Origin of the sequence: Bifidobacterium jacchi (assembly GCF_009078285.1) — a bacterium.
Lineage (GTDB): Bacteria > Actinomycetota > Actinomycetes > Actinomycetales > Bifidobacteriaceae > Bifidobacterium > Bifidobacterium jacchi.
The window spans coordinates 18,919-40,498 of sequence record NZ_RQSP01000020.1; the positions used below are offsets into that span (position 1 = coordinate 18,919).

The following is a 21,580-nucleotide window of genomic DNA, read 5'->3' on the forward strand; positions in this document are numbered from 1 at the left end:
AACGTCACTCGACGGCGCCGTCCTCGTCGCGGCTCGGCTCCTTGGAAGGGTCGAAGCCGGAGACGATGTAGACCACGCGACGCGCAGCGGAGACCGAGTGGTCGCCGAGACGCTCCAGGAAGCGGCCAAGCAGCACGACGTCGATGAGCTGCTGACGGGTTCCGGTCCACTCGTCGGAGAGCGCCAGCTGGAAGGTCTTGCTGTGCAACTCGTCGAGCGTGTCATCGTTGGCGATGATCTGCTCGGCGGTCTTCGCATCGCGATCCTGCAGCATCGTCACCAGACGGTCGGCGGTCTCATTGAGGAACGCCTGCATCTGCTCGAACAGCGGCTTGGCCTCTTCGGGCAGCGGGGAGGTCGGGTAGGAGCGGCGGCCGGCCTCGGCGATGTGACGCGCAAGGTCGCCCATGCGCTCGAACGTCGCGGCGAGACGCAGCGTGGAGACGACCACGCGAAGATCGGTGGCGACAGGAGTCTGCTTGGCGAGCAGACGGACGCACTGGTCGATGATGCTCAACTCCAGAGCGTCGATTTCGATGTCGCCGTCGATGACGGCCTGAGCGGCCTCGACATCGGACTTGAGCAGAGCCTCGCCGGCGCCCTTGATGGCCTTGCGGACATCCTGGGCCATACGGTCGAGATCGTCGGCCACGGCCTTCATTTCCTCGTTAAAAATCACGCGCATTTCTAAAGCCTTTCCTGCGTTGGCGTTTTGCAACCCATGGCGCATAGTGCAACCTCTATTGCAACCTCTATTAGTGTATTAGGAAGGGCGCATCTTTGTCGACAACGTAGCTAAACGCCATGCTGTGTTGGTGCAAAATTCATTGAATGGTTCACCGTCCATTCACTTTGACTGCGGAGCCGCGTCGGGTATGAGACAATGGTGGCTATGGCACAGGATGCATCGGCATGGATCATAGGTGGGGTTTTTGCGCTTATCGCGCTGGCCGTATTGTCTGCGGCGGTCGTTGCGCTGTATTGGCGCGTGTCCGCCAGACTGGCGGGGCGTGCCCATACGGCGGCTGCAGACGATTCGTGGCGGCATCATCTGAGCGATCTGACGGCGAAGATGCATCATTGTCATCACGGTGGTGCGGACGGCGAGGAGGAGCCGCCCGCGGCGGTGCTGTCGCTGCTGTCCATGCTGCCCACCGCGTCGGCGCTGGTGGATGATCATGATACGGTGCTGCGCGCCAGTCCGTCCGCCTATACGCTGGGCATCGTCGATGACGAGGCGATCGTCAATGAGCGGGTGCGCGATGCGATTCGCCAGGTCCGTCAGATGGGCGGGCGCTCATCATTTGATCTGACGACATCCACGCCGGAGTTCTATGCGGGCATGACCGCCTCGGGCGCCGAGGCCGAGGACGATGATTCCATGCAGATCTCCGACGATACGCAATCGGTGGAGCGCCCCAACTGGCTGAAGATCACCGTCGGCCGCATCGACGCGCGTTTCGTGGTTGTGCTGATCGATGATGTCAGCGATGCGATTCGATTCGCGCGAACGCGGGATGATTTCATTGCAAACGTTTCCGAGCAGCTGGTGCAGCCGATGGATGCGTTGGAGCAGCTGGCCGGATCGATGGAGCAGCACAGCACGGATGCCGTGCGCGTGGCGCAGGAGTCGAGTCAAGTGCGCCAGGCGTGTCTGCGGCTCAATCATATGGTGGAGGATCTGCTGCTGCTGATGAAGGTGCAGGCGCCGGTCATCGCATCGTCTGCGAATCGGGTCAACGTCAAGCATCAGCTGGATCGCGCCGCCGGGCAGCTGCGTTCGCTTGCCGACCGGCTGGGCGTCGATCTTCGTGTGGAGGGGGATGCGTCGCTGACGACGAACGGCGAGGGCGCGCAGATCTGCGCCGCGATCAACCGGCTGATCGACAACGCGCTGGTGTATTCGTCTGCGGGCGGTACGGTGAACGCCACGGTGTCGGTGTCGCAGGACGGCAAATTCGCCGTGGTCCGGGTGATCGATCAGGGCGTGGGCATATCCCGCGCCGATCAGCGGCACATTTTCGAACGATTCTATCGTGGCGCGAACCAGACCAAGGCATCAGCCGGCGGCATCGGTCTGGGACTTGCCATCGTGAAGCATGTGGCATTGGCGCATCATGGCAATGCCACGGTATGGAGCATGCCCGGTCAGGGCAGCACGTTCAGCCTGATACTGCCGTTGGCGCAGTAGTGCGGCGGCGCGTCGGCGCGTCCGCAGTGGCTGCAATGGCTGCTGCATTAGCCGCAATGGCTGCAATGGTTGCAATCAGATGACGCAATAACAATGACTGTAATGATCGCGATGTTTCGCGATATTCGCAATGATCATGCGCCGAGACGCCGGTAGTCCCAGCGATCGAAATGCTCCCAGATCAGCATCATCACCCCGATGACCGTGCCGGCTGCGCATACGACAAGCAACTGCAATATGGGCAGCCGGAAGGCCAGCAGAATCAGGCAGACGACCAGCGCAACGGACCACAGCGCCGTTCCCACGAGAAACACCTTGCGCAGATCCACCTGCACCGGCTTGGGTGCGGGCCGACGAACGTCGGGGTTGATGATTGGGGCGATCTTCATGCCGCCAACTGTAGTCCGACCGCTGTATCGCATGGCCGTGCCTGGTTCGCAGCTTGTGCGCCACCAACCATACGCAGACCAACCGGCAAGCCATGCGATACAGCCTCGCCGAGCGGTCTACAGGTGCTCGACTACGTAGTCTACGGCGGCGGTCAGCGCGGCCACATCCGAAGGCTCGACCGAGGGGAACACGCCGATGCGCAGCTGGTTGCGGCCGAGCTTGCGGTAACCGGCGGTGTCCACGATTCCGTTCTCGCGCAGGATCGCCACCACCTGCTTGGCGCTGATGGCATCGTCAAGGTCGATGGTCACCACCGAATGCGAACGCGCCGCCGGATCGGTGACGAATGGATGAGCGTACTGGGAGCGCTCGGCCCAGTTGTAGAGCGTCGATGCCGATTTCGCGCATCGTGCGGTCGCCCATGCCATGCCGCCGTTGCTGTTGAGCCAGCGGACCTGATTCTCCAGCATGATGAGCGTGGCCACGGAGGGGGTGTTGAGGGTCTGATCCTTACGGGCGTTGGCGATGGCGGACGTCAGCGACAGGAACGGAGGCACCCACCGGCGCGCCCCCTCCAGCGTGGCGCTGAGCTCGACGCGTTCGGCCCGTTCGACGGCACGCGGGGAAAGCACGGCCAGCCATAGGCCGCCATCCGAGCCGAACGCCTTCTGCGGCGAGAAATAATAGGCGTCGGTCTGGCTGACGTCGACGGGAAGCGCTCCCGCGGCCGATGTGCCATCGACGAGGACCAGTGCATCCTGTTCAAGGCTTCCCTCGACTCGACGCACCGGGGCGGCGACGCCGGTAGAGGTCTCGTTGTGCGCCCAGCAGTAGGCGTCCACGTTGTCGGTGAACTGAGGAAGTCGGAAGGTTCCGGGCTCTGACCGGTACAGGACGGGCGCCTCCAGGAACGGTGCCGACTGGGCGGACTTGGCGAACTTCTCGCTGAACGAGCCGTATACGCCGAATGCCGCTCGTCGATTGATCAGCGAGGCGCAGGCCATATCCCAGAACGCGCTAGCGCCGCCGTTGCCAAGGGCGATCTCATAGCCGTCGGGCAGCGAGAAGAACGATGCCAGTCCTTCGCGGATCGATGCGACGAGCTGCTTGACTGGAGTCTGGCGATGCGATGTGCCGAGCAGGGTGGAACCGCCTCGTTCCAACGCTTCGACCTGTTCCTGCCTGATCTTGCTCGGGCCGGAGCCGAACCGCCCGTCCTGCGGCAGCAGTGACTTCGGAATGATGATTGATGTAGTCATATATTCACCCTAGCGGCATGATGCGATGACGTGCGCAATGCGTTCGCAGAGCGGGAATCGAATATCACATATGAAACGAAGTTCAGGGGGTGCCGTGCATGCGATGCATGGTGAAGACGCATGGCGAATGTGGCGCGCATCACGATGCGGGTCTCACCGGCGGTATACACTAGTTGCTTGGTGACGGTATCACAGTGCCGTCGCGACGAGATCGATATGGCAAGGAGTGTGGTCAGCATATGAGGCATGGAGCCCACAAGGCAGCCAAAGCGCCCTCCCAGCGTATCCGAACGGCACGCACGGTGTTCGAGTCCGGCTTCGGTTCGCATACGGCTCGACAGACCGCGCTGAAGGTGGCTCTCGCCGACGGCGGAGCCGCTATTCTCGGTATCGATCAGGCGCTCGCAGACAAGCTCAACGAGGTCGCGCCGCAGACGAGGCGTGCCATGCGAGAGGCGGCTCGTGCCGCGGAGCGTCGATCCCATATCATCACGTCGGCATCGCTGGCAGCGCTGGTCGGCACTGCGGCAACCGCAATGGCATTCTCGAACCCGCACGCTCCCTCGCTGGACGTTGCGCAGGATCCGGCGACCACCACGTCGACGCTGCGTCGCATCACCGATGCGGCGGCGTCGCGTTCCGAGTCTCGTGAGTCCCTTGCCGATCGTGCGGTGAGCGATCAGACGAATGCCGCAGGTAACGCGGTGGCGAGTGAGTCTGTGTCGTCCGAGACTTCAGAGGGCGAGTGGACGCTCGGCGCTGATAGCGCGCTTGACGTCGACCAGATGTCCCGTTCTTTGGCCAACAATCCGAACGTGGCACAGCTGCTCGACACCGATTACGACCACACGCCGGACGGATTCAATCCCAACCATGCCACCGGTCAGGACGGCAATTCCTATCCCTACGGTCAGTGCACATGGTGGGCGTACGAGCGCCGCGTGCAGCTCGGACTGCCGGTCGGTTCGTTCTTCGGCAATGGCAATATGTGGGCTGATTCCGCTCGCTCCATGGGATACTGGGTGGATCACACGGCGCGTCATCCCGGTGATGTCGTCGCATTCCAGTCCGGTCAGTTCGGCGCCGACGCAACCTACGGGCATGTCGCCGTCGTCGAGCGCATCAATTCGGATGGCTCCATCGAGGTTTCCGAATCCAACGTCAAGGGGCTTGGCGTGGTCTCCCATCGCACGTTCAGTGCCGCGGATGCCGCGCAGCTCAACTACATCCACTACTGATTGGCCAGTTGGTTGATCGGCTGATCGGTTGGCAGTCGGACTGACGAGGTGGGTTTGACTGGTCAGCTGACTGGTCGGCTTCATCCATTGCTTTGCACAGCGTTGTGCAGATTAACAGACATAGGGTCGGCGCGTTGCCAATCGATAAGCCGTTTTGCCGATTGCTGCGGCGATGGCATGGGATTCGTGCATGATACGCTGGGCAACCATGAGGCTTTCCAAGACCATGATGTCCGCATTCACTGCGACCGTGGCCGCCGGCATGCTGTTCGCCGTCGCGCCAATGGCGCACGCCGCCGAGTCCTCCTCGGGGCTCAGCGCGGTACGTTCGTTCCCCGCGTATTCCCAGGTTCGCAAGGATTTCATCGGCGAGCACACGTCGACCGAAGTCGAGTCCGACAGCAACTGGGGCGGCATTGAGGATCTCAACGTTCCCAGGACCAAGTCCAGCGCCGAAAAGCAGGAGGAAGCCGCGCGAGCAGCGGCGAAGAAGGCCGAAGAGGAGCGTCGCAAGGCCGAGGAGGCCGAGCGCGCCTTGGAGGAGTCGCAGCATCTTGCCGTGGCGAGCCAGACCGCGCAGGCGGCGAGCCGTTCCGAGGAACGCAAGGCGCTCACCGAGTTCGTGTATGAGGACGGCGATGTCACCTCCGGTGCAGGCGCCGCCATCGGTGAGGCGTATTCGCTGATCGGGCAGAGCATGGACTGCACGATGCTGGTGTCGAGGGCACTGGCCGCGGCTGGGATCAACTTCCACGGCTGGCCGGAGCAGTACGTCAACGTGCCCGGCGGCGTCGAGGTGACCGACGGATCGCTCAAGCCCGGCGACATTCTCATCTACCGGTACACCGGTGGATACAACGGCGGCGCCCACTGGGATCACGTCGCTCTCTACGTGGGCAATGGCAAGGCCATCCACGGCGGATTCAACGGCGGCACGGTGGCGTTGGCCGGCGTGAACGTCTCCACGGGAGGCCCCGACAAGGTGGTTCGCGTCTTCCACTGAGGCGTTGTTTCGTCGATTGCTCTCTGAGAGAAACCTGAAAAGAAGGCTGTAATCATAACCATGGTGCCGATGCTGATCAAACCACGGCGTGTCGCGTGTGTAATCAGCGTTGCGAGCGGGCGTTCATCAGGGTCGGATCCGACGTAGGACACCAACGTGTGGTACGTTGGTAGGCGATGAAAAAGAAGAATACCCTAACGGCCATAGCCGTCATGTTCGTCGCCGGCGCAACGCTGGCGGTCGGTGCTCCGCTCGCTCAGGCGACGGATGCAACACAACCGGTCTCCTCGGTCCGTTCGTTCCCGAAGGTGACCACGGTCAAGAAGGACTTCCTCGCGGAATCCACCTCCACCAAGGTCGATGACAACTCCAAGTGGGGCGGCATCGAAACGGTGAACGTGCCCAAGACCAAGTCGACTGCGGAGAAGGAGCAGGAGGCAGCCGCAAAGCAGGCCGAAGAGCGGGCCAAAGCCGAGCAGCAGGCTCAGGCCGAGGCTGCCGCGGCAGCCGCCGCCGAGCAGACTCAGGCCGCAAGCCGCTCCGAAGCGCGCGAATCCCTGAGCGCCGGAACCGATTCCGCATCGTCATCCGATGCCGCGGCGGATGTTCCCGCCACCAAGAACGGTGCCGCGCTCGCCAGCTTCGCCTCGCGCTACGTCGGTCATCCCTACGTCTACGGCGGCAATACGCCGGCAGGATGGGACTGCACCGGTTTCACCCAGTGGGTGTTCTCCCAGTTTGGCAAGAACATCGGTCGTGTCACCTACGATCAGATCAACGCGGGCAAGCGTGTCACCGATCCGCAGCCGGGTGATCTGATGATCTCGACCGACATGAGCCACGCTGGCATCTACTTGGGCAATGGCATGATGGTCCACGCCGCCAATCCCGGCATGGGCACGGCGATCAACGCGGTCGCCTCGGTCATCCCCAGCAGCTACATCTACGTGCGCGTGCTCTAAGTCAGCTTTTTCATTCATGCGGCGCATCGCATGCCGAGGCGTGCGGTGCGAGCGTGGGGTGTTCTTTTCGCAAAACGGCGTTGTGTCGTGTCGCTTGAGCGATTGCTCCGGCGATACGACACAACGCCGTTTTCGTATGTCGCCGATAGCCGATAGTCGATGGTCATTTGCGCTTCCTGCGCCTAATTTGCGCGGTATTTCGCGTTATTTGCGCGTTCATGCGTTCCAATCGCGAACGAACGGGGTATTGTGGAATCAAGACGCATGGAGGCGTTGAAAACTTTCCGCAAGGAGGTCGTCATGATCAACGACAAGGCTATTCTCGTTGGCGTCGATGGTTCGCATGCCAGCTACAAGGCGACATGGTGGGCCGCTAACTATGCGAAACATGCAGGGCTGACGCTGCAGATCGTCTGCGCCTACTCGCTGCCAAGCTATGCCGCGGTGTCGTTCGATGCCACATATACCGCCATGGGCGACGACAATGCGGCGCATAGCGACGCGCAGGACATCCTATCCAAGGCGAAGGCCATCGCCGACGAGCAGGGCGTCGAAGCGACCACGCTGATCGTCACCGGCGACCCGGCGTCGGTGTTCGTCGAACTGAGCCGCAACTACAATCTCATCGTCATCGGCAACCGAGGCAAAGGCGGACTCGCCGAACGGCTGCTGGGCACGACCAGTTCGTCGCTGCCGGCATACGCGTACTGCCCGATCGTCGTCGTGCCCTACACCGACGACGACGGCAATCTGATGCATCTGAACAACACCATCACCAAGGTCGCCGTCGGTTCCGACGAGTCCAAGTGGGGACTCAAGGCGCTTGAGATCGCAGCTGGTTTCGCCGATGCCTGGGATGCCGAGCTTGACGTCATATCAGCCGTCCCGAAGATGCAAGGCATCGATGCGGAAGGTTCGGTCATGGACTCCTATATGGAGGATCTCAACGTGCGCATCGCGCCGCTGGCCGAACAGTACCCCAATCTGAAAATCCGCCGTAGCGTCGTACCCGGTCCTGCGGTCGGCGCGCTGACCAAGGCCAGCTACGATCACGATGTGGTGGTGGTCGGTTCCCGCGGCCGTGGCGGATTCACCGGTCTGCTGCTCGGCTCGACCAGTCAGGGGCTGCTGCAGCATGCGGTCGGTCCGGTCTATGTGGTGCCGCGCAAGTATGTGGAGGCTGCGGAAAGCCGCCTGAATACGGTGCCCAGCTCGCCTTCCGAGGTGCCGACCAAGTCGCTTGACGAGATCAGCGGCGTCGAGGAGATTGCGGTGCCGACCGCGGATACCGAGGTGGCGCGCAACATCGACGCGACGATCGATCCCGATCGACAGTAGCGTTTGGTTGCAGTTAGCGCTTGGTTGCAGTTAGCGTTTGGTTGCCGTTCGGCAGCCGTCTGGCAGCGTCCCGTGGCGTGTTCTCGTGGCGTTTGGTAGCGGCGGCGATTGGGCAATAGCGGATATGCAACATGAGCGGGGCACGGCCAGTGGTCATGCCCCGCTCATGTTGTGTCAGATCAGCGTTGTGTCAGATCAGCGCGACTGCGCGCTCTCAGTGGCGCACCGTCACATCCATGCGCACCGGCGTGTCACGCTCGTAGGTGTGCTTGACCGTGCATCCCTTTTCGATGTGCCGCGTCACACGCTCCTTGAGCTTGGCCGCGTCATCGTCGCTAAGCCCCGCGTCGATGGCATCCACCACGACCTGCTCGCTGAAACTCAGATAGGCGTCGTCATCGGCGTCATACGTGCCATCGACGACGATGCGAGCCCCCTTGCCCTCGCCAAGCGTATGCTCGACGGCGAACTGGCTCGACAGAGCCGCGCAGCCGGCAAGGGCGATCTTCATCAGATCACCGGGCGTGAACACGCCGCGCCCCTTGCCGAATTTGAGATGTGCGCCATCCTCGCTGAACGCATCCCAGGAACCGTCCTTGTTGCGTTCCACCCACAGTCGCTTGCCCATGCATCCTCCTTGGAAGGTCACTGTGCGTCACGTCCGCCGTGCCGCATCAACTCCAATGTAGTGCAATCGTAGTGCAATCGTAGTGCAATCGTGGTATCCATGCGCAAACGATGCCGAATAGGTGCTGACCACGTTCGGCGCGGCGCACGATACACTGGTGGGCATGGCTTTGACATCGCAACAACTGGCGGACATCCGTGCCAGGATCCCGGCACGGCCGGTCACCGACATCCCCACGCCGTACGAGGATCTGGTGCGTGACATCCTCACCGAGGGAACGCTCAAATCGGATCGCACGGGAACGGGCACCATCTCGCTGTTCGGACGGCAGATGCGGTTCGATCTGACACAGGGATTCCCGCTGCTGACCACCAAGACGGTGTTCTTCAAGGGACTCGCCTATGAGCTGCTGTGGTTCCTCAAGGGGTCACGCAACATCCGCTGGCTGCAGGAGCACAATGTGCACATCTGGGACGAGTGGGCCGACGAGAACGGCGATCTCGGCCCGATCTACGGCGTGCAGTGGCGCAGCTGGCCGGCACCCACGCCGGACGATCCGAACCGCACCATCGATCAGATCAGCAATGTGCTGGAACTGATCCGCAATCATCCCGACTCGCGTCGCATGGTCGTCACCGCATGGAATCCCGCCGAAGTGGAGCAGATGGCATTGCCGCCATGCCATGCCCTGTTCCAGTTCTACGTCGCCGACGGCCGACTCAGCTGCCAGCTGTATCAGCGCAGCTGTGATATGTTCCTCGGAGTGCCGTTCAACATCGCGTCGTACTCGCTGCTGACGCTGATGATGGCCCAGCAGACCGGTCTGCAGCCCGGGGAGTTCGTGTGGACCGGCGGCGACTGCCATATCTACGACAATCACGTCGAGCAGGTGTTGGAGCAGCTCGGTCGGGAACCGTATCCGTATCCGCAAATCGAGATCCGCAAGGCCGATTCGCTGTTCGACTACACGTATGAGGACTTCACGATCGTCGGGTACCGGCATCATCCGACGATCAAGGCGCCTGTCGCTGTTTGATGGGCGACATGAGTCGCTCGCCAGACAGCAACAGGCTCCCTTCGGTTCCGCTGATAGCGCGGAGCCTCACCTCGCCTACGGAAAGTCCGCTGGACTTTCCGTTTGACGGCTCGGCCGTCGCCGTTTGACGGGATCGGCCATTGCCGGACAGCGACTGCGCCCAGCCGTCTGAACCATCGCATACACTACTGCTCTAGTGCGAGCCAAGGAGTAAACGAAATGGAGCATGACAGTAGCCACAACGGCTATCACGAACCCGAGCCCGGTTTGGCCGGGCAGCAGTCCGAGGACTGGGGAGATGACTTTCCCAAGACGTTCTCGGTGAATCTCATCTGGGCTCAGGCCCATGATCGATCCGGTCGCGACGGCGCCATCGGCTACAAGGGTGACCTGCCATGGCATCTGCCGGAGGATATGCGGCATTTCAAGGAACTGACGGTGTCCCATCCCGTCATTATGGGGCGTCGGACCTGGGAGTCGATTCAGCCGAAGTTCCGTCCGCTGCCGAATCGCGACAACATCGTGATCTCTCATGATCCGCAATATGTGGCACCGGGGGCTACCGTCGTCGAAAGCCTCGATGACGCACTGGATCTGGCACGTCAGGAGGCCATCCCCGACGACGGGCTTGACCGCAGCGAGATCTGGATCATCGGTGGCGCTCAGGTGTTCGAGAAGGCGCTGCCGCTTGCCGACAAGGCATACGTGACCCGCATTCGCGCCCACGTGGACGCCGATGCATATGCGCCCGACATCAAAGCGCTGGTCAAGGCCGGATTGTGGCAGGTCACGGAGAAATCCCCGTGGTATACGCCCGAGCATACCCAGGAAGACATCTCCGCATACCGGTTCGTAACCTACGAGAAGACGCGCTGACACGCCGAATGCGGGGGCATGCATCGTCGATTCGGGCTCGTCGAGTCGGCAAGCGTCGCCTCATCAGCGAAAACGGCCTGCAATATGAACAGTAGGCGATGCTGCAACCTAACGATACTGACTGCAACCAAGCGATACTGAAGCGATACTGTGACAAGGAGAACCAGCCATGAGCGATACGCGCGACGCTGAACGCCCATATACCGTGATGACCGTGTGCACCGGCAACATCTGCCGTTCTCCGATGGCCGAGATCATTCTGCGCGAGCAGCTTGACCGTCGTGGTCTGTCCGATCGGGTGCGGGTGATGTCCAGCGGCGTCAGCGACGAGGAGTACGGCCACCCGATCGATCCGCGTGCGGTCCGGGTGCTGCGTGCGGATGGATATGCCATTCCGGCGCATCATTTCGCGCATCGCATCACGCGTTCCGAGATCGAGGAAAGCGATCTGTTTCTGCCGATGACCGCCTCGCATATGCGCTCGCTGTTGCGTCTGCTGCCACCCGCGAAGCGCGCGGAAGTGCACATGTATCGCAGTTTCGACCCGAATCTTCCCAAGCCGCCGGCCGGTAGGGAGGATGAGATCGATCTGGTCGATCCGTGGTATGGCGGGCCGCGCGAATTCCAGGTCGCCATCGACCAGATCAACGAGGTCGCGCCTTACATCGTCGACTGGATCGAAGAGCGGCTCAAGCGCGCCTAGCGCGGCGGGGCTAGGTCGGGTGGCGCGCGACGGGCGGCAGGCTGCTGGGTTGGGCGCGCGGGGCGAGGTCACGTGGCGCGGAGAACGAGCATTCTCGACGACAGCAAATGGCACAAGCCGTCTCACAGTAGAGACGGAACAAGAATCAGGCTGCTTCAGAGCAGGGAGGGAACAAGCATGGTCCTGCAGTGGCATCCGCGCATGTCGTAGATGATCGAAGATGTCCAACGGCAGCAAAAACAAAAAATCCGACACGCAACAGCATGCCGGATTGGTGGTGGCTCCGAGCGGCATCGATCCGCTGACCTAGCGATTTTCAGTCGCTCGCTCTACCAACTGAGCTACAGAGCCAGAGAATAGTTGAAAAAACCCGGAAAACCGGGTCTCGTACCATTCGCGACCCCGGCCGGACTTGAACCGGTGACCTCCGCCGTGACAGGGCGGCGCTCTAACCAACTGAGCTACGGGGCCGTGTTGCTTGCTTTGCGCAACGAGTAGAAATATTACCCATATTGGCGGTGAATGCAAATTGCGGCGTGTCGCGTGTGTTTTCAACGAATTATCGACTGCATTGCGCGGAATCGGCACAGCGCGGAATCGGCACAGCGCGGAATCGGCACAGCGCGGAATCGGCGCGGTATGCTGCCATGGCGCGGTTTCGACCTCAGCGGATTCGCGCCGCCGTGGTGTACCGCCATGCTGTGCCGCCGTGGTGTGTCGTCATGCTGTGCCGCCGTGGTGTGCCATATTGCTGTGCCACCGACAGCGCAAGAGAATCTCGAAATCGTCGGCCATTTCGAGAAAACCTTGCGGAAAACCACGGCTAAGCGCAAGTTTTTCTCGGGGTTGGCCTTGATCTCGAGATTCTCTTGCGCTGCGAGGGATGCCAGCGCAAGGTTTTCTCGAGATGGCCGCTTATTTCGAGATTCTCTTGCGCTGCTGGGGGGGGTGATCGGGCGCTGCCGGGGTGATCGTGCCGCGGTCGTCGGCATTTGCCGGACTTGGACTCGCTGGCATCGGTCCGCGCCCGGTTCGCATCGCCTTATGATCGGCCAGCCGCCGCTTCTCGGCAGCATCGGCCCGGGCTCGGGTGGCGGCAACGATATGATGGCCTACATTGTGTCCTTATCAATCGCGTCGCAAGGAGTTGTCATGGCCGCAGAGCAGTCCGATCAGCAGGAGACGTTGACGCAGGCGGCCGCAGTGATCAGTGATGCCGCAGCTGGCGCTGCAGCTGGTGGTGCCGCAGTCGTTGGCGCTACTGCCGGTAGTGCCACATCCGACGGTGGTGCCGCCGTTGATGACGATGCGGCAGCCGACGTCGGCGCCGCTGCCGCAGCCGATGATAACACGGCCGGCGCGCGTGGCGGCCATCCGTTCCGTCCGCTGCTGTCGTTCGTCCGCCGCTCCGGGCGGCTGGATGCGCGACTGCAGCGGGCATGGGATGCGTATGGCGAACGGTATCTGTTGGATATCAACGACGGTGAGGGATCGCTGCGCTTGCGGCCCGGCTGCACGTTGGATAGCGCGTTTGTGGAGCGCCATTGGGGCGACGATCATCCGCTGACCGTGGAAATCGGCACGGGGCAGGGGGAGAACATCGTCGCCGCGGCTCAGTCGCATCCTGATCGCAATTATCTGGCATTGGAGGTCTATGATCCCGGCGTGGCGCATACCATGCTGCTTGCCGGAAAGAACGACCTGACGAATCTGCGCATCGCGAGGATCAACGCGCCGGATCTGTTCGCCTCGGCTCGTGCCGGAGCGGTGGCGGAGGTTTGGACGTTCTTCCCTGATCCGTGGCCGAAGATGAAGCATCACAAGCGCCGCATCGTGCAGCCGAAGCTTGCGGATGACGTGCATCGCGCGCTGGTGGCCGATGGCGTGTGGCGCATCGCCACGGATATCGAGGACTATGCGCTGCATGTGCACGAGGTGATGGATGGGCGCGTCGGGTGGCGTCTCGTAGAGGATGTGACGGTCAGTCTGCCGACCGGCCATGTCGGCAAAGGGAACGCGGATGATGCGCGGCAGCTGCCTCATGCGGATTTCCCCGAGTCGGGCCGCTTCGAGGGTCGGGTGCTCACCAACTTCGAGAAGAAAGGCATTGCGGCGGGTCGTGTGATTCATGATTTCGCGTATCGCGCGGTCTGACGCGATGTGTCGCATCGTGATGCGATGTGATGCGATGTGAACGGACGGGCTGCGCGGGGGCATGCGGGTCGCAATGCAATGTGCGGTCCGCGACGCTCGTGACGGCGCTCGTGACGGACATCCGTGACGGACGCCCGTGGCATCGTGCGACACGCCGTTTGGCATCTGATTTGCCTTTTTCAGTATGAACCGGTATCGTCTATCAAGTTGTTTGCCCCCATCGTCTAACGGTTAGGACACCAGACTTTCAATCTGACAACGAGAGTTCGACTCTCTCTGGGGGTACCAGTGGCACAAGCCACGAAAAGCGCTGAAACTCAAGGGTTTTGGCGCTTTTCTGTTTTCTTTTCTGTGTTTGAGACTAGGCAATTTGGGTGGTTTTTGGACGGCGACGGACGATCCATGCCCCATGCCCATGTGCCGTGTTCAGCGGAACAATGCGTAGTCGCCGCTGGGGTAGCCGAGTGCGAAGGCCTGCTTGGCGCGCGTCGCAGCAAGCAGTGCCAATGCGCGTCGTGCCGGATCGACCGTGCCGAGAGCCGCGGCGCCTGACGCGCCATCGGTGCCCGTCGCGGTGCTGTCGTCGGCAAAGGCTCCCAGCTCCTCGCGCGCGCAGTCGATTTCGATGATGGCCGTCGTGGGCGCATGCAGCCCGGTCGCCGGATCGATCGCGGAATCAGGGTCGGCGATGAGCTGATCGATCGCATACACCTTCTGTCGCGGATCGCTGACGGTATGGTCGGCTTTCTGCGCGGCTGAAATCAGCTGTTGCGCGGTTGTCTTATGATGATCGCTCAGCGTCAGACTCGCGCCCGACGCGCCGCGCGCAGCCAGCAGCTCCAGGGCGAATCCCGCGCGATCCTCGGCCAGCGACATCGTCGTCAGCTGCTTCGGCGCGACCGCGGCGACATTCTGTGACTGATTCGACGGATTCGACCGATCCGACTGTGTCGACAGCGCCGACAAAGCGGTCGCATCGATTGCGTCGGATGATGGATCGGGATAGTCGTCATCCGCGGAATCGAGTCGTTGCACCAGCCGCCATGCCGCAATGCCGGCTTGCGCGCTGCGCAACGCGCCCTCCTGCATGCGGTTTTCGCATCCGGCCGCAACGTCCAGCCATTCGGATTCGGCCGATCGCGCCGCGAAATACCGTTCGATCAGCGGTGCGGCGGCTGCGAATACGGTGTCGTGGTGGGCGGACGCGGCATAGAACGCCGATTCGCATGCGCTGAAGGTCTGCTGCGATTCTGCCGCACCGTCAACGCGAGGCATGCCGCATCCGCCTGCGATCGCAGTCATCGTGAACGCCAGCGTACATGCGGTTATGCGGGCGGGGGAGAGTCGATGACGTGTCTGCATAAGCTCCTACACTAATATCTGACTGTGACCATAGGGGCGACAAAGCCCTGTATAACTTCATAGGAGGTCGGGACGCATGGAACTGGATCTGACGGGGATGCATCGGCTGGCCGCCGAACAGGGCATTGATCCCGAGACGCTGGATGCCGCATTGTCCGAGGCACTGCGTCTGGCATACATGAAGACTTCTCATCCGTCCAAGCATGCTCGCGTCGAGCTCGATGAGCGCGCCGGCACCTTCACCATCTGGGCGCGCAAGGAGATTCCGGTCGAACCCACTGAAGACAACCCGCATCCCGAGCCCGAGCTGAGCGAGGAGTATGACGATACGCCGCGCGATTTCGGTCGTCTCGCGGCGGCCACCGCGCGCCAGGTCATCGGCCAGCTGTTCCGCAAAGTCGAGGATGATCGCATTTTCGGCGCGTTCTCGGGGCAGAAGGGCAATCTGGTGACGGGTGTCGTACAGCAGGATGCCAGCGATCCGACCAATGTGCATGTCGCCATCGGCGATGTCGAGGCCATCCTTCCCCGGCGCGAGCAGGTGCCGGGCGAGCGCTACCGCCACGGCGAGCGTCTGCGCGTCTATGTGGTCAACGTGGCCCGCGGCCTCAAGGGGCCGGAGATCGTCGTGTCCCGCTCCCATCCGGAACTGGTGCGCAAACTGTTCGAGCGCGAGGTGCCCGAACTGGTTTCCGGCGCGGTGTCGATCATGGCCATCGCGCGTGAGGCCGGCGCCCGCACGAAGATCGCCGTCAAGGCGAATACGGAGGGCGTCAATCCCAAGGGCGCTTTGATCGGTCCTGGCGGCGCACGTGTGCGTGCGGTGATGGAGAATCTCGGCTCCGAGAAGATCGACATCGTCGACTGGTCCGCGGATCCGTCGGTGTTCGTCGCATCGGCGCTGTCTCCGGCCGTCGCCACCGGCGTGCAGATCATCAGCGAGAAGAACAAAACCGCCATCGCGTTCATTCACGACAGTCAGCTGTCGTTGGCCATCGGCAAGGAGGGACAGAACGCCCGTCTTGCGGCCAAGCTCACCGGCTGGAAGATCGGTATCGAGTCGGCTGAGGCGCACGCGAAGAAGCAGGCGGCTGCTCAGGCTGCGCAGTCGGCTCAGTCGGCTCAGTCGGCGCAATGACGCAGCGGCAGGCGACACAGGCGAAATGAAGCGCCTGTGAGATTGACGCCGGTGAGTCTTCCGTGATATTGACTGATATCGACTACGTGATGGTGATATTGACGTTGTGATCGACGGGCGTCGCGTTGTGCGGCGCCCGATCCATTCGGGTGTGTCGCGCTGGGCGCGCACATCCAGCGGCACGGGTATGCTTGTGTGCGAATCCGAGCATGGCCGCGCTCTACGGTCATGCCTGAATGACGAAGAACTGAGGCAGCACGATCATGGTCGCACGATGATACGAGGTAGGCGCTCGGTAATCAAACAATAACCGCGGCTCACATGCACGCGGTTGTGAACAGGAGAGATATTGGCAGCGAAAAAGCGCGTGTATGAATTGGCCAAGGATTATGGCATAGACAGCAAGACGGTGCTTGACACATTCAAGGAACTGGGGGAGTTCGTCAAGTCCGCATCATCAACCGTCGAGCCGCCGGCTGCTCGGCGACTGCATGCAGCGCTTGTCAAGAAGGGGGCAATCCCCGGTGGCAAGCAGGACGATCACGATAACCGCGATAACAAGACGCAGCGCGAGGTGCGTCCCGCTGCGGGTCATCCGCAGGCTGTGAAGTCGGCTCCGACCCCGGCCGCGCGTGCCGCGGCACCCATGCCGACCGCACCGAGGCAGACTCGGGATGCGGGTGCATCCGAACCGGCTGCGGCTCCTTCCCCGATGTCGGCGAAGCCGTCCGCTCCGACGCCTCACACCATTGCACACGATGTCCCGAAGCCGGGCGCGGCTCTGCCTCGTCCTTCGCAGCGCCGTGATCGCGATGAGCGTCCGGTTCGTGATGGCCGTGATGGTCGCGGTGAGCGTAATGAGCGCGGTGAGCGCGGCGGTCGCCCGATGTCGGGCGCCCCGCGTCCGCATACCCCGCGTCCGGCTCAGCCGGGTGCCGAGGCTGCAGCCGCGGCCGGCAATCGCATGCATGGTGCGACTCCCGGACCTCGTCCGGGCAACAATCCGTTCAGCCGCAAGCAGGGCATGCATACGCCCACGCCGGGCGATATCCCGCGTCCGCATCCGATGGCGCGTCCGTCCGTGAACAGCAACGAGCGCGGAGGTCGCGGTGGCCGTGGCGCCGGTGCAGGTGCCGGGCAGCGTGGCGGTTTCCGTGGTCGTCCGGGTCAGGGCGGTGCTCCTCGTCCCGGTCAGTGGGGGCATAGCCGTCCGGGGCAGGGCGGTGCGCGTCCGGGCCAGGGCGGCGGCAGCCGTTTCGGCGGCAATGGCGCGCAGGGCGGCGGTTTCCAGTCGGCCGGTTCGGGCAATGGTCCCGCACGCGGCGGTCGTGGAGGTCGCGGCGGCGCTGCAGGCGCGTTCGGTCGTCAGGGCGGCAAGTCCTCGAAGGCGCGCAAGAACCGTCTTGCAAAGCGTCAGGAATTCCAGGAGATGAAGGCTCCGGTCATCGGCGGCGTGCGCATTCCGACCGGCAACGGACAGACCGTCCGTCTGCGTCAGGGCGCTTCGCTCGCCGATCTGGCCGAGAAGATCAACGTCAATCCGGCGGCTCTGGTCACCGTGCTGTTCCATCTCGGCGAGATGGCCACCGCAACCCAGTCGCTCGACGAGTCCACGTTCCAGATTCTGGGCGAGGAGATCGGCTGGAACATCAAGATCGTCTCCGCCGAGGAGGAAGACAAGGAGCTTCTGCAGCAGTTCGACATCAACCTTGATGAGGAGGAGCTGCAGGATGACGAGGATCTCAAGCCTCGTCCTCCGGTCGTCACCGTCATGGGCCATGTCGATCATGGTAAGACCCGACTGCTCGACACAATCCGCAAGACGAACGTCGTCGCCCGCGAGGCCGGCGGCATCACCCAGCGCATCGGCGCCTATCAGGTGACGGTCGAGCTGGACGGCGAGAAGCGCAAGATCACGTTCCTTGATACCCCTGGCCACGAGGCGTTCACCGCCATGCGTGCACGTGGCGCCGAGATCACCGATGTGGCGATCATCGTCGTCGCCGCGGATGATGGCGTCATGCCGCAGACCGTGGAGGCGATCAACCATGCGCAGGCTGCCAAGGTGCCGATCGTCGTCGCGGTCAACAAGATCGATAAGCCGGGCGCGAACCCCGAAAAGGTGCGCGGCCAGCTCACCGAGTTCGGACTCGTCCCCGAGGAGTACGGCGGCGACACCATGTTCGTCGACATCTCCGCGAAGATGGGCACCAACGTCGACAAGCTGCTTGAAGCGGTCCTGCTTACCGCCGACGCCGATCTCGATCTGCGCGCCAACCCCGACATGGATGCGCGTGGCGCCACCATCGAAGCACGACTCGACAAGGGCCGTGGCGCGGTGGCCACCGTGCTGGTCCAGCAGGGTACGCTGCACATCGGCGACGCGATCGTGGCCGGTACCTCGTATGGCCGCGTGCGCGCCATGCTTGACGAGAACGGCAACCACATGCAGTCCGCCGCACCGTCCACGCCGGTTCAGGTGCTCGGCCTGACCTCGGTGCCCACCGCAGGTGACCTGTTCCTCGTCGCCAGCGATGACCGCACCGCGCGCCAGATCGCCGAAAAGCGTCAGGCCACGGAGCGCGCAGCCCAGCTGGCGAAGCGTCGCAAGGTCGTCTCGCTCGAAAGCCTCAAGGAGCAGTTCGCCAAGGCTGAGGTCGACATGCTCAACATCGTCATCAAGGGCGATTCCTCCGGCTCCGTCGAGGCGCTTGAGGACTCCCTGATGAAGATCGAGGTGTCCGACGAGGTCGGTATCCAGGTCATCCACCGCGGTGTCGGTGCGATCACCCAGAACGACGTCAACCTCGCCTCCGTCGACAAGGCCGTGATCATCGGCTTCAACGTGCGTCCGAACCGTCAGGTGCAGGATCTCGCCGACCGTGAGGGCGTCGAGATCAAGTACTACTCGATCATCTACAAGGCGATCGAGGATGTCGAAGCCGCGCTCAAGGGCATGCTCAAGCCGGAATACGAGGAGGTCGTCACCTCGCATTCGGAGATCCGCGAGATCTTCCGCTCCTCCAAGTTCGGCAACATCGCCGGCGTCATGGTGCAGGACGGCGAGGTCAAGCGCGGTACGAAGTGCCGTATCCTGCGCGAGGGCGTCGCCAAGGTCAACGATCTGGAGATCGCGTCGCTGCGTCGCTTCAAGGACGACGTGCAGTCCGTCAAGGAAGGATACGAGGCCGGTATCAACCTCGGCACCTTCAACGACATCGAGCTGGGCGACATCATCGAGACCTACGAGATGCGCGAGGTCGAGCGCAAGTAGCGTCAGCCCGTAATCGTATGGCCCCCTCAGCCCTCAGCCGAGGGGGCCATACTTGTTTGTTCTGTTTTGTTTGTTGATTTGTTTTGCTTGTTGAAAGGACTCTATATGGCAGGAACGAATCCGCGCGCGGCGCGCATCGCCGCACTTATCCAGCGCGTCATCGCCTCGTCGATGGAAGCGCAGCTGCACGACAAGCGTCTTGCGTCGGTGACCATCACCGACGTGCGCGTCACCAACGATCTGCAGATCGCCAAGATCTACTGGACTCAGCTCGGGCGCGAAGGCAAGGAGCAGGGCGAGCGCAAGCGTGCCAAGCAGGCGCTTGAGCAGGCCAAGGGACGGTTGCGCTCACTGGTCGGCGCGAAGGCCGGCTTGCGTCTGACCCCGCAGCTGCAGTTCATCTATGATGAGGTGCCGACCGAGGCGCATGAGATCGAGGATATTCTCGCCATGGCACGCAAGCGTGACGCCGAACTCGCCAAGGCGCGCGAAACCGCGCAGTATGCTGGCGAATCCGACCCGTACAAGCATCCCGAGGAACGCGACGAGTCCGATTACGATGATGCGGACTACGACGCTGATACCGATGACGCGGACTACGATGACGCTGACCATGACGACGCGGCTGACCACGACGACACGGACATTGACGCCGACTACGGCGATGAGAATGCCTTGCTGGCCGATGAGGCCGAAGGCGATGCCGATGCCGTGCAGGTCGAGGACTTCGACGGCCCGGATTCGGTGGATCAGGCGTGATCGCGACGCATATGGTCTCGGCGTCTTCTTCTGGCGCGGGGCAGCCGCCGAGTCGGGGGCGGTCGAATCGGGTGAAGTCGATGCAGAAGCGCCCGAGTCGGCGGCTGCCGCTCAGCGGACTGCTGCTCATCGACAAGCCGCAGGGGGTGACGAGTTTCGACGTGGTGGCTGCCGTGCGTGGGACGCTGCACATGAAGAAGGTCGGCCATGCCGGCACGCTCGATCCGATGGCGACCGGCGCACTGATCGTCGGGTTCGGCGATGCGACGCGACTGCTGCCGTATATCGTCGAACATGACAAGACCTATGAGGCTACGATTCGTCTCGGTCGATCCACCACCACCGATGATGCGGACGGCGAACTGATTGATATGCCGCTGACCGAGTATGGCGATGCGTGGCGTGTGCTGGCTGCGCGGTTGGACTCGCGTGGCGGCTCGGCTATCGACATGGGTTCGGCAACGCAGGAGTGGCGAAAGCTCATCACTAGCACGATCGCCGAACGGCTGACCGGACGCATCGAACAGGTGCCGAACACGTTCTCCGCCATCAAGATCAATGGCCGACGGGCCTACGACCTGGCGCGAGCGGGCGGTGACGTTGAGCTCAAAGCGCGGCCGGTGGTCATTCATGCGTTTTCGTTGCTGGATATGCGCATCGGATTCGTGGATCGGGGTCGCACGAATGGGCCGCTGCTCGACTATGCGGCTGCTGGCTGTGTTGCTGATGGTTGCTCTGTTGCTGATGATGGTTGTCTTGCCGATGCTCGCTCTGCTAGCAGAGGTTCTTCTGGCGCTGATTCTGTCGGTGCTGGCTTCATTGGAGTCAATGTCGATGAGGTCAATATCGATGTTGCTGGTATCGTTGATGCGGGCATCGGTAGCGTCGGTTCCAGTGCGCGCACGGAAAGCTGTGAGCGGACTGAGTTTGTTCCTGCGATCGATGTGCATGTGCGTGTCACTTGTTCCGCTGGCACTTATATTCGCGCGTTGGCTCGCGATCTCGGCACCATGCTCGGTTGCGGCGGTTACCTGACGAGGCTGCGTCGCACCCGCGTCGGCAGATTCGCGTTGCCCGACTATCAGGGTGCGGCGAATGCCGGGGGTGCAACGGTGGATTCCGATCGATTGTTGCTTACGACGGTGGCTGAGCGCGTTGATGCAGGTGTGACTGGTGATGCGGCCGTGATTGACATGCCGGTGATCCATGCGCATGCCGAGCCGAAGACGTTCGTGAATCGCGACGGCGAGACCGTGACGCGGCTCAAGT

General features: G+C 62.4%; 17 protein-coding genes, 3 tRNA genes and 2 pseudogenes. 15 read left to right on the forward strand and 7 right to left on the reverse strand.

Going from position 1 to position 21,580, the window contains the following annotated elements:
- Positions 1–4 precede the first annotated feature (4 nt).
- Positions 5–685: a phosphate signaling complex protein PhoU gene (gene phoU / locus EHS19_RS06440; protein WP_151916961.1), complete on the reverse strand. Its 681-nt coding sequence runs from the start codon at positions 683–685 to the stop codon at positions 5–7.
- Positions 686–892: 207 nt separating this feature from the next.
- Between phoU and EHS19_RS06445 the strand changes: the two genes are divergently transcribed.
- A complete protein-coding gene (locus tag EHS19_RS06445) occupies positions 893–2,191 on the forward strand; it encodes a sensor histidine kinase (RefSeq protein ID WP_241677126.1) in 1,299 nt (432 codons plus the stop codon).
- 134 nt (positions 2,192–2,325) lie between these two features.
- Here EHS19_RS06445 and EHS19_RS06450 read toward each other — a convergent pair whose 3' ends face one another.
- The gene (locus EHS19_RS06450; RefSeq protein WP_151916962.1) at positions 2,326–2,580 is read right to left on the reverse strand and encodes a DUF2530 domain-containing protein; all 255 of its coding nucleotides are present in this window, start codon (positions 2,578–2,580) and stop codon (positions 2,326–2,328) included.
- A 117-nt stretch (positions 2,581–2,697) separates the two neighbouring features.
- A complete protein-coding gene (gene serC, locus EHS19_RS06455; protein ID WP_151916963.1) occupies positions 2,698–3,840 on the reverse strand; it encodes a phosphoserine transaminase in 1,143 nt (380 codons plus the stop codon).
- Between the two features lie 239 nt (positions 3,841–4,079).
- On the opposite strand from serC, the gene EHS19_RS06460 reads away from it, so the two are divergent.
- The 4 genes from EHS19_RS06460 (at position 4,080) to EHS19_RS06475 (ending at position 8,381) form a co-directional block, all read left to right on the forward strand.
- Positions 4,080–5,078, forward strand: a complete 999-nt coding sequence (locus tag EHS19_RS06460; protein WP_151916964.1) for a CHAP domain-containing protein — start codon at positions 4,080–4,082, stop codon at positions 5,076–5,078.
- A gap of 190 nt (positions 5,079–5,268) precedes the next feature.
- Positions 5,269–6,081 (forward strand): NlpC/P60 family protein, encoded by an 813-nt coding sequence (locus EHS19_RS06465; RefSeq protein ID WP_241677127.1) that lies wholly within the window; start codon positions 5,269–5,271, stop codon positions 6,079–6,081.
- A 176-nt stretch (positions 6,082–6,257) separates the two neighbouring features.
- Positions 6,258–7,043: a C40 family peptidase gene (locus EHS19_RS06470; RefSeq protein WP_151916965.1), complete on the forward strand. Its 786-nt coding sequence runs from the start codon at positions 6,258–6,260 to the stop codon at positions 7,041–7,043.
- Between the two features lie 300 nt (positions 7,044–7,343).
- Positions 7,344–8,381 carry a universal stress protein gene (locus EHS19_RS06475; RefSeq protein WP_151916966.1) on the forward strand — a complete coding sequence of 346 codons (1,038 nt, stop codon included), beginning with the start codon at positions 7,344–7,346 and terminating at the stop codon, positions 8,379–8,381.
- Positions 8,382–8,595: 214 nt separating this feature from the next.
- On the opposite strand, the gene EHS19_RS06480 is transcribed toward EHS19_RS06475, so the two are convergent.
- Positions 8,596–9,009: an OsmC family protein gene (locus tag EHS19_RS06480; protein ID WP_151916967.1), complete on the reverse strand. Its 414-nt coding sequence runs from the start codon at positions 9,007–9,009 to the stop codon at positions 8,596–8,598.
- Between the two features lie 163 nt (positions 9,010–9,172).
- On the opposite strand from EHS19_RS06480, the gene EHS19_RS06485 reads away from it, so the two are divergent.
- The 3 genes from EHS19_RS06485 (at position 9,173) to EHS19_RS06495 (ending at position 11,624) form a co-directional block, all read left to right on the forward strand.
- The gene (locus EHS19_RS06485; protein WP_151916968.1) at positions 9,173–10,045 is read left to right on the forward strand and encodes a thymidylate synthase; all 873 of its coding nucleotides are present in this window, start codon (positions 9,173–9,175) and stop codon (positions 10,043–10,045) included.
- A 219-nt stretch (positions 10,046–10,264) separates the two neighbouring features.
- On the forward strand, positions 10,265–10,921 hold the full coding sequence (locus EHS19_RS06490; RefSeq protein ID WP_151916969.1) for a dihydrofolate reductase: 657 nt from the start codon (positions 10,265–10,267) through the stop codon (positions 10,919–10,921).
- Between the two features lie 169 nt (positions 10,922–11,090).
- Positions 11,091–11,624, forward strand: a complete 534-nt coding sequence (locus EHS19_RS06495; protein ID WP_151916970.1) for a low molecular weight protein-tyrosine-phosphatase — start codon at positions 11,091–11,093, stop codon at positions 11,622–11,624.
- Positions 11,625–11,899: 275 nt separating this feature from the next.
- On the opposite strand, the gene EHS19_RS06500 is transcribed toward EHS19_RS06495, so the two are convergent.
- Positions 11,900–11,975: transfer RNA gene (locus EHS19_RS06500), tRNA-Phe, on the reverse strand.
- A 46-nt stretch (positions 11,976–12,021) separates the two neighbouring features.
- Positions 12,022–12,095: transfer RNA gene (locus EHS19_RS06505), tRNA-Asp, on the reverse strand.
- Between the two features lie 681 nt (positions 12,096–12,776).
- On the opposite strand from EHS19_RS06505, the gene trmB reads away from it, so the two are divergent.
- On the forward strand, positions 12,777–13,778 hold the full coding sequence (trmB, locus tag EHS19_RS06510) for a tRNA (guanosine(46)-N7)-methyltransferase TrmB (RefSeq protein WP_206666331.1): 1,002 nt from the start codon (positions 12,777–12,779) through the stop codon (positions 13,776–13,778).
- A 213-nt stretch (positions 13,779–13,991) separates the two neighbouring features.
- Positions 13,992–14,066 (forward strand) — tRNA-Glu (locus EHS19_RS06515).
- A 138-nt stretch (positions 14,067–14,204) separates the two neighbouring features.
- On the opposite strand, the gene EHS19_RS06520 is transcribed toward EHS19_RS06515, so the two are convergent.
- On the reverse strand, positions 14,205–15,080 hold the full coding sequence (locus EHS19_RS06520) for a hypothetical protein (protein ID WP_241677128.1): 876 nt from the start codon (positions 15,078–15,080) through the stop codon (positions 14,205–14,207).
- A 136-nt stretch (positions 15,081–15,216) separates the two neighbouring features.
- Here EHS19_RS06520 and nusA point away from each other — a divergent pair, with 136 nt between their 5' ends.
- The 5 genes and pseudogenes from nusA to EHS19_RS11845 all read left to right on the forward strand — a co-directional run.
- Positions 15,217–16,278: a transcription termination factor NusA gene (gene nusA / locus EHS19_RS06525; RefSeq protein ID WP_151916971.1), complete on the forward strand. Its 1,062-nt coding sequence runs from the start codon at positions 15,217–15,219 to the stop codon at positions 16,276–16,278.
- 349 nt (positions 16,279–16,627) lie between these two features.
- The gene (gene infB, locus EHS19_RS06530) at positions 16,628–19,552 is read left to right on the forward strand and encodes a translation initiation factor IF-2 (protein ID WP_151916972.1); all 2,925 of its coding nucleotides are present in this window, start codon (positions 16,628–16,630) and stop codon (positions 19,550–19,552) included.
- A gap of 105 nt (positions 19,553–19,657) precedes the next feature.
- A complete protein-coding gene (gene rbfA, locus EHS19_RS06535; protein ID WP_151916973.1) occupies positions 19,658–20,311 on the forward strand; it encodes a 30S ribosome-binding factor RbfA in 654 nt (217 codons plus the stop codon).
- Between the two features lie 80 nt (positions 20,312–20,391).
- Positions 20,392–20,941 (forward strand): annotated as a pseudogene (locus EHS19_RS11840) (tRNA pseudouridine(55) synthase TruB); the annotation flags it as partial.
- Positions 20,942–21,240: 299 nt separating this feature from the next.
- Positions 21,241–21,384, forward strand: a pseudogene (locus EHS19_RS11845) (tRNA pseudouridine(55) synthase TruB); the annotation flags it as partial.
- Positions 21,385–21,580 lie beyond the last annotated feature (196 nt).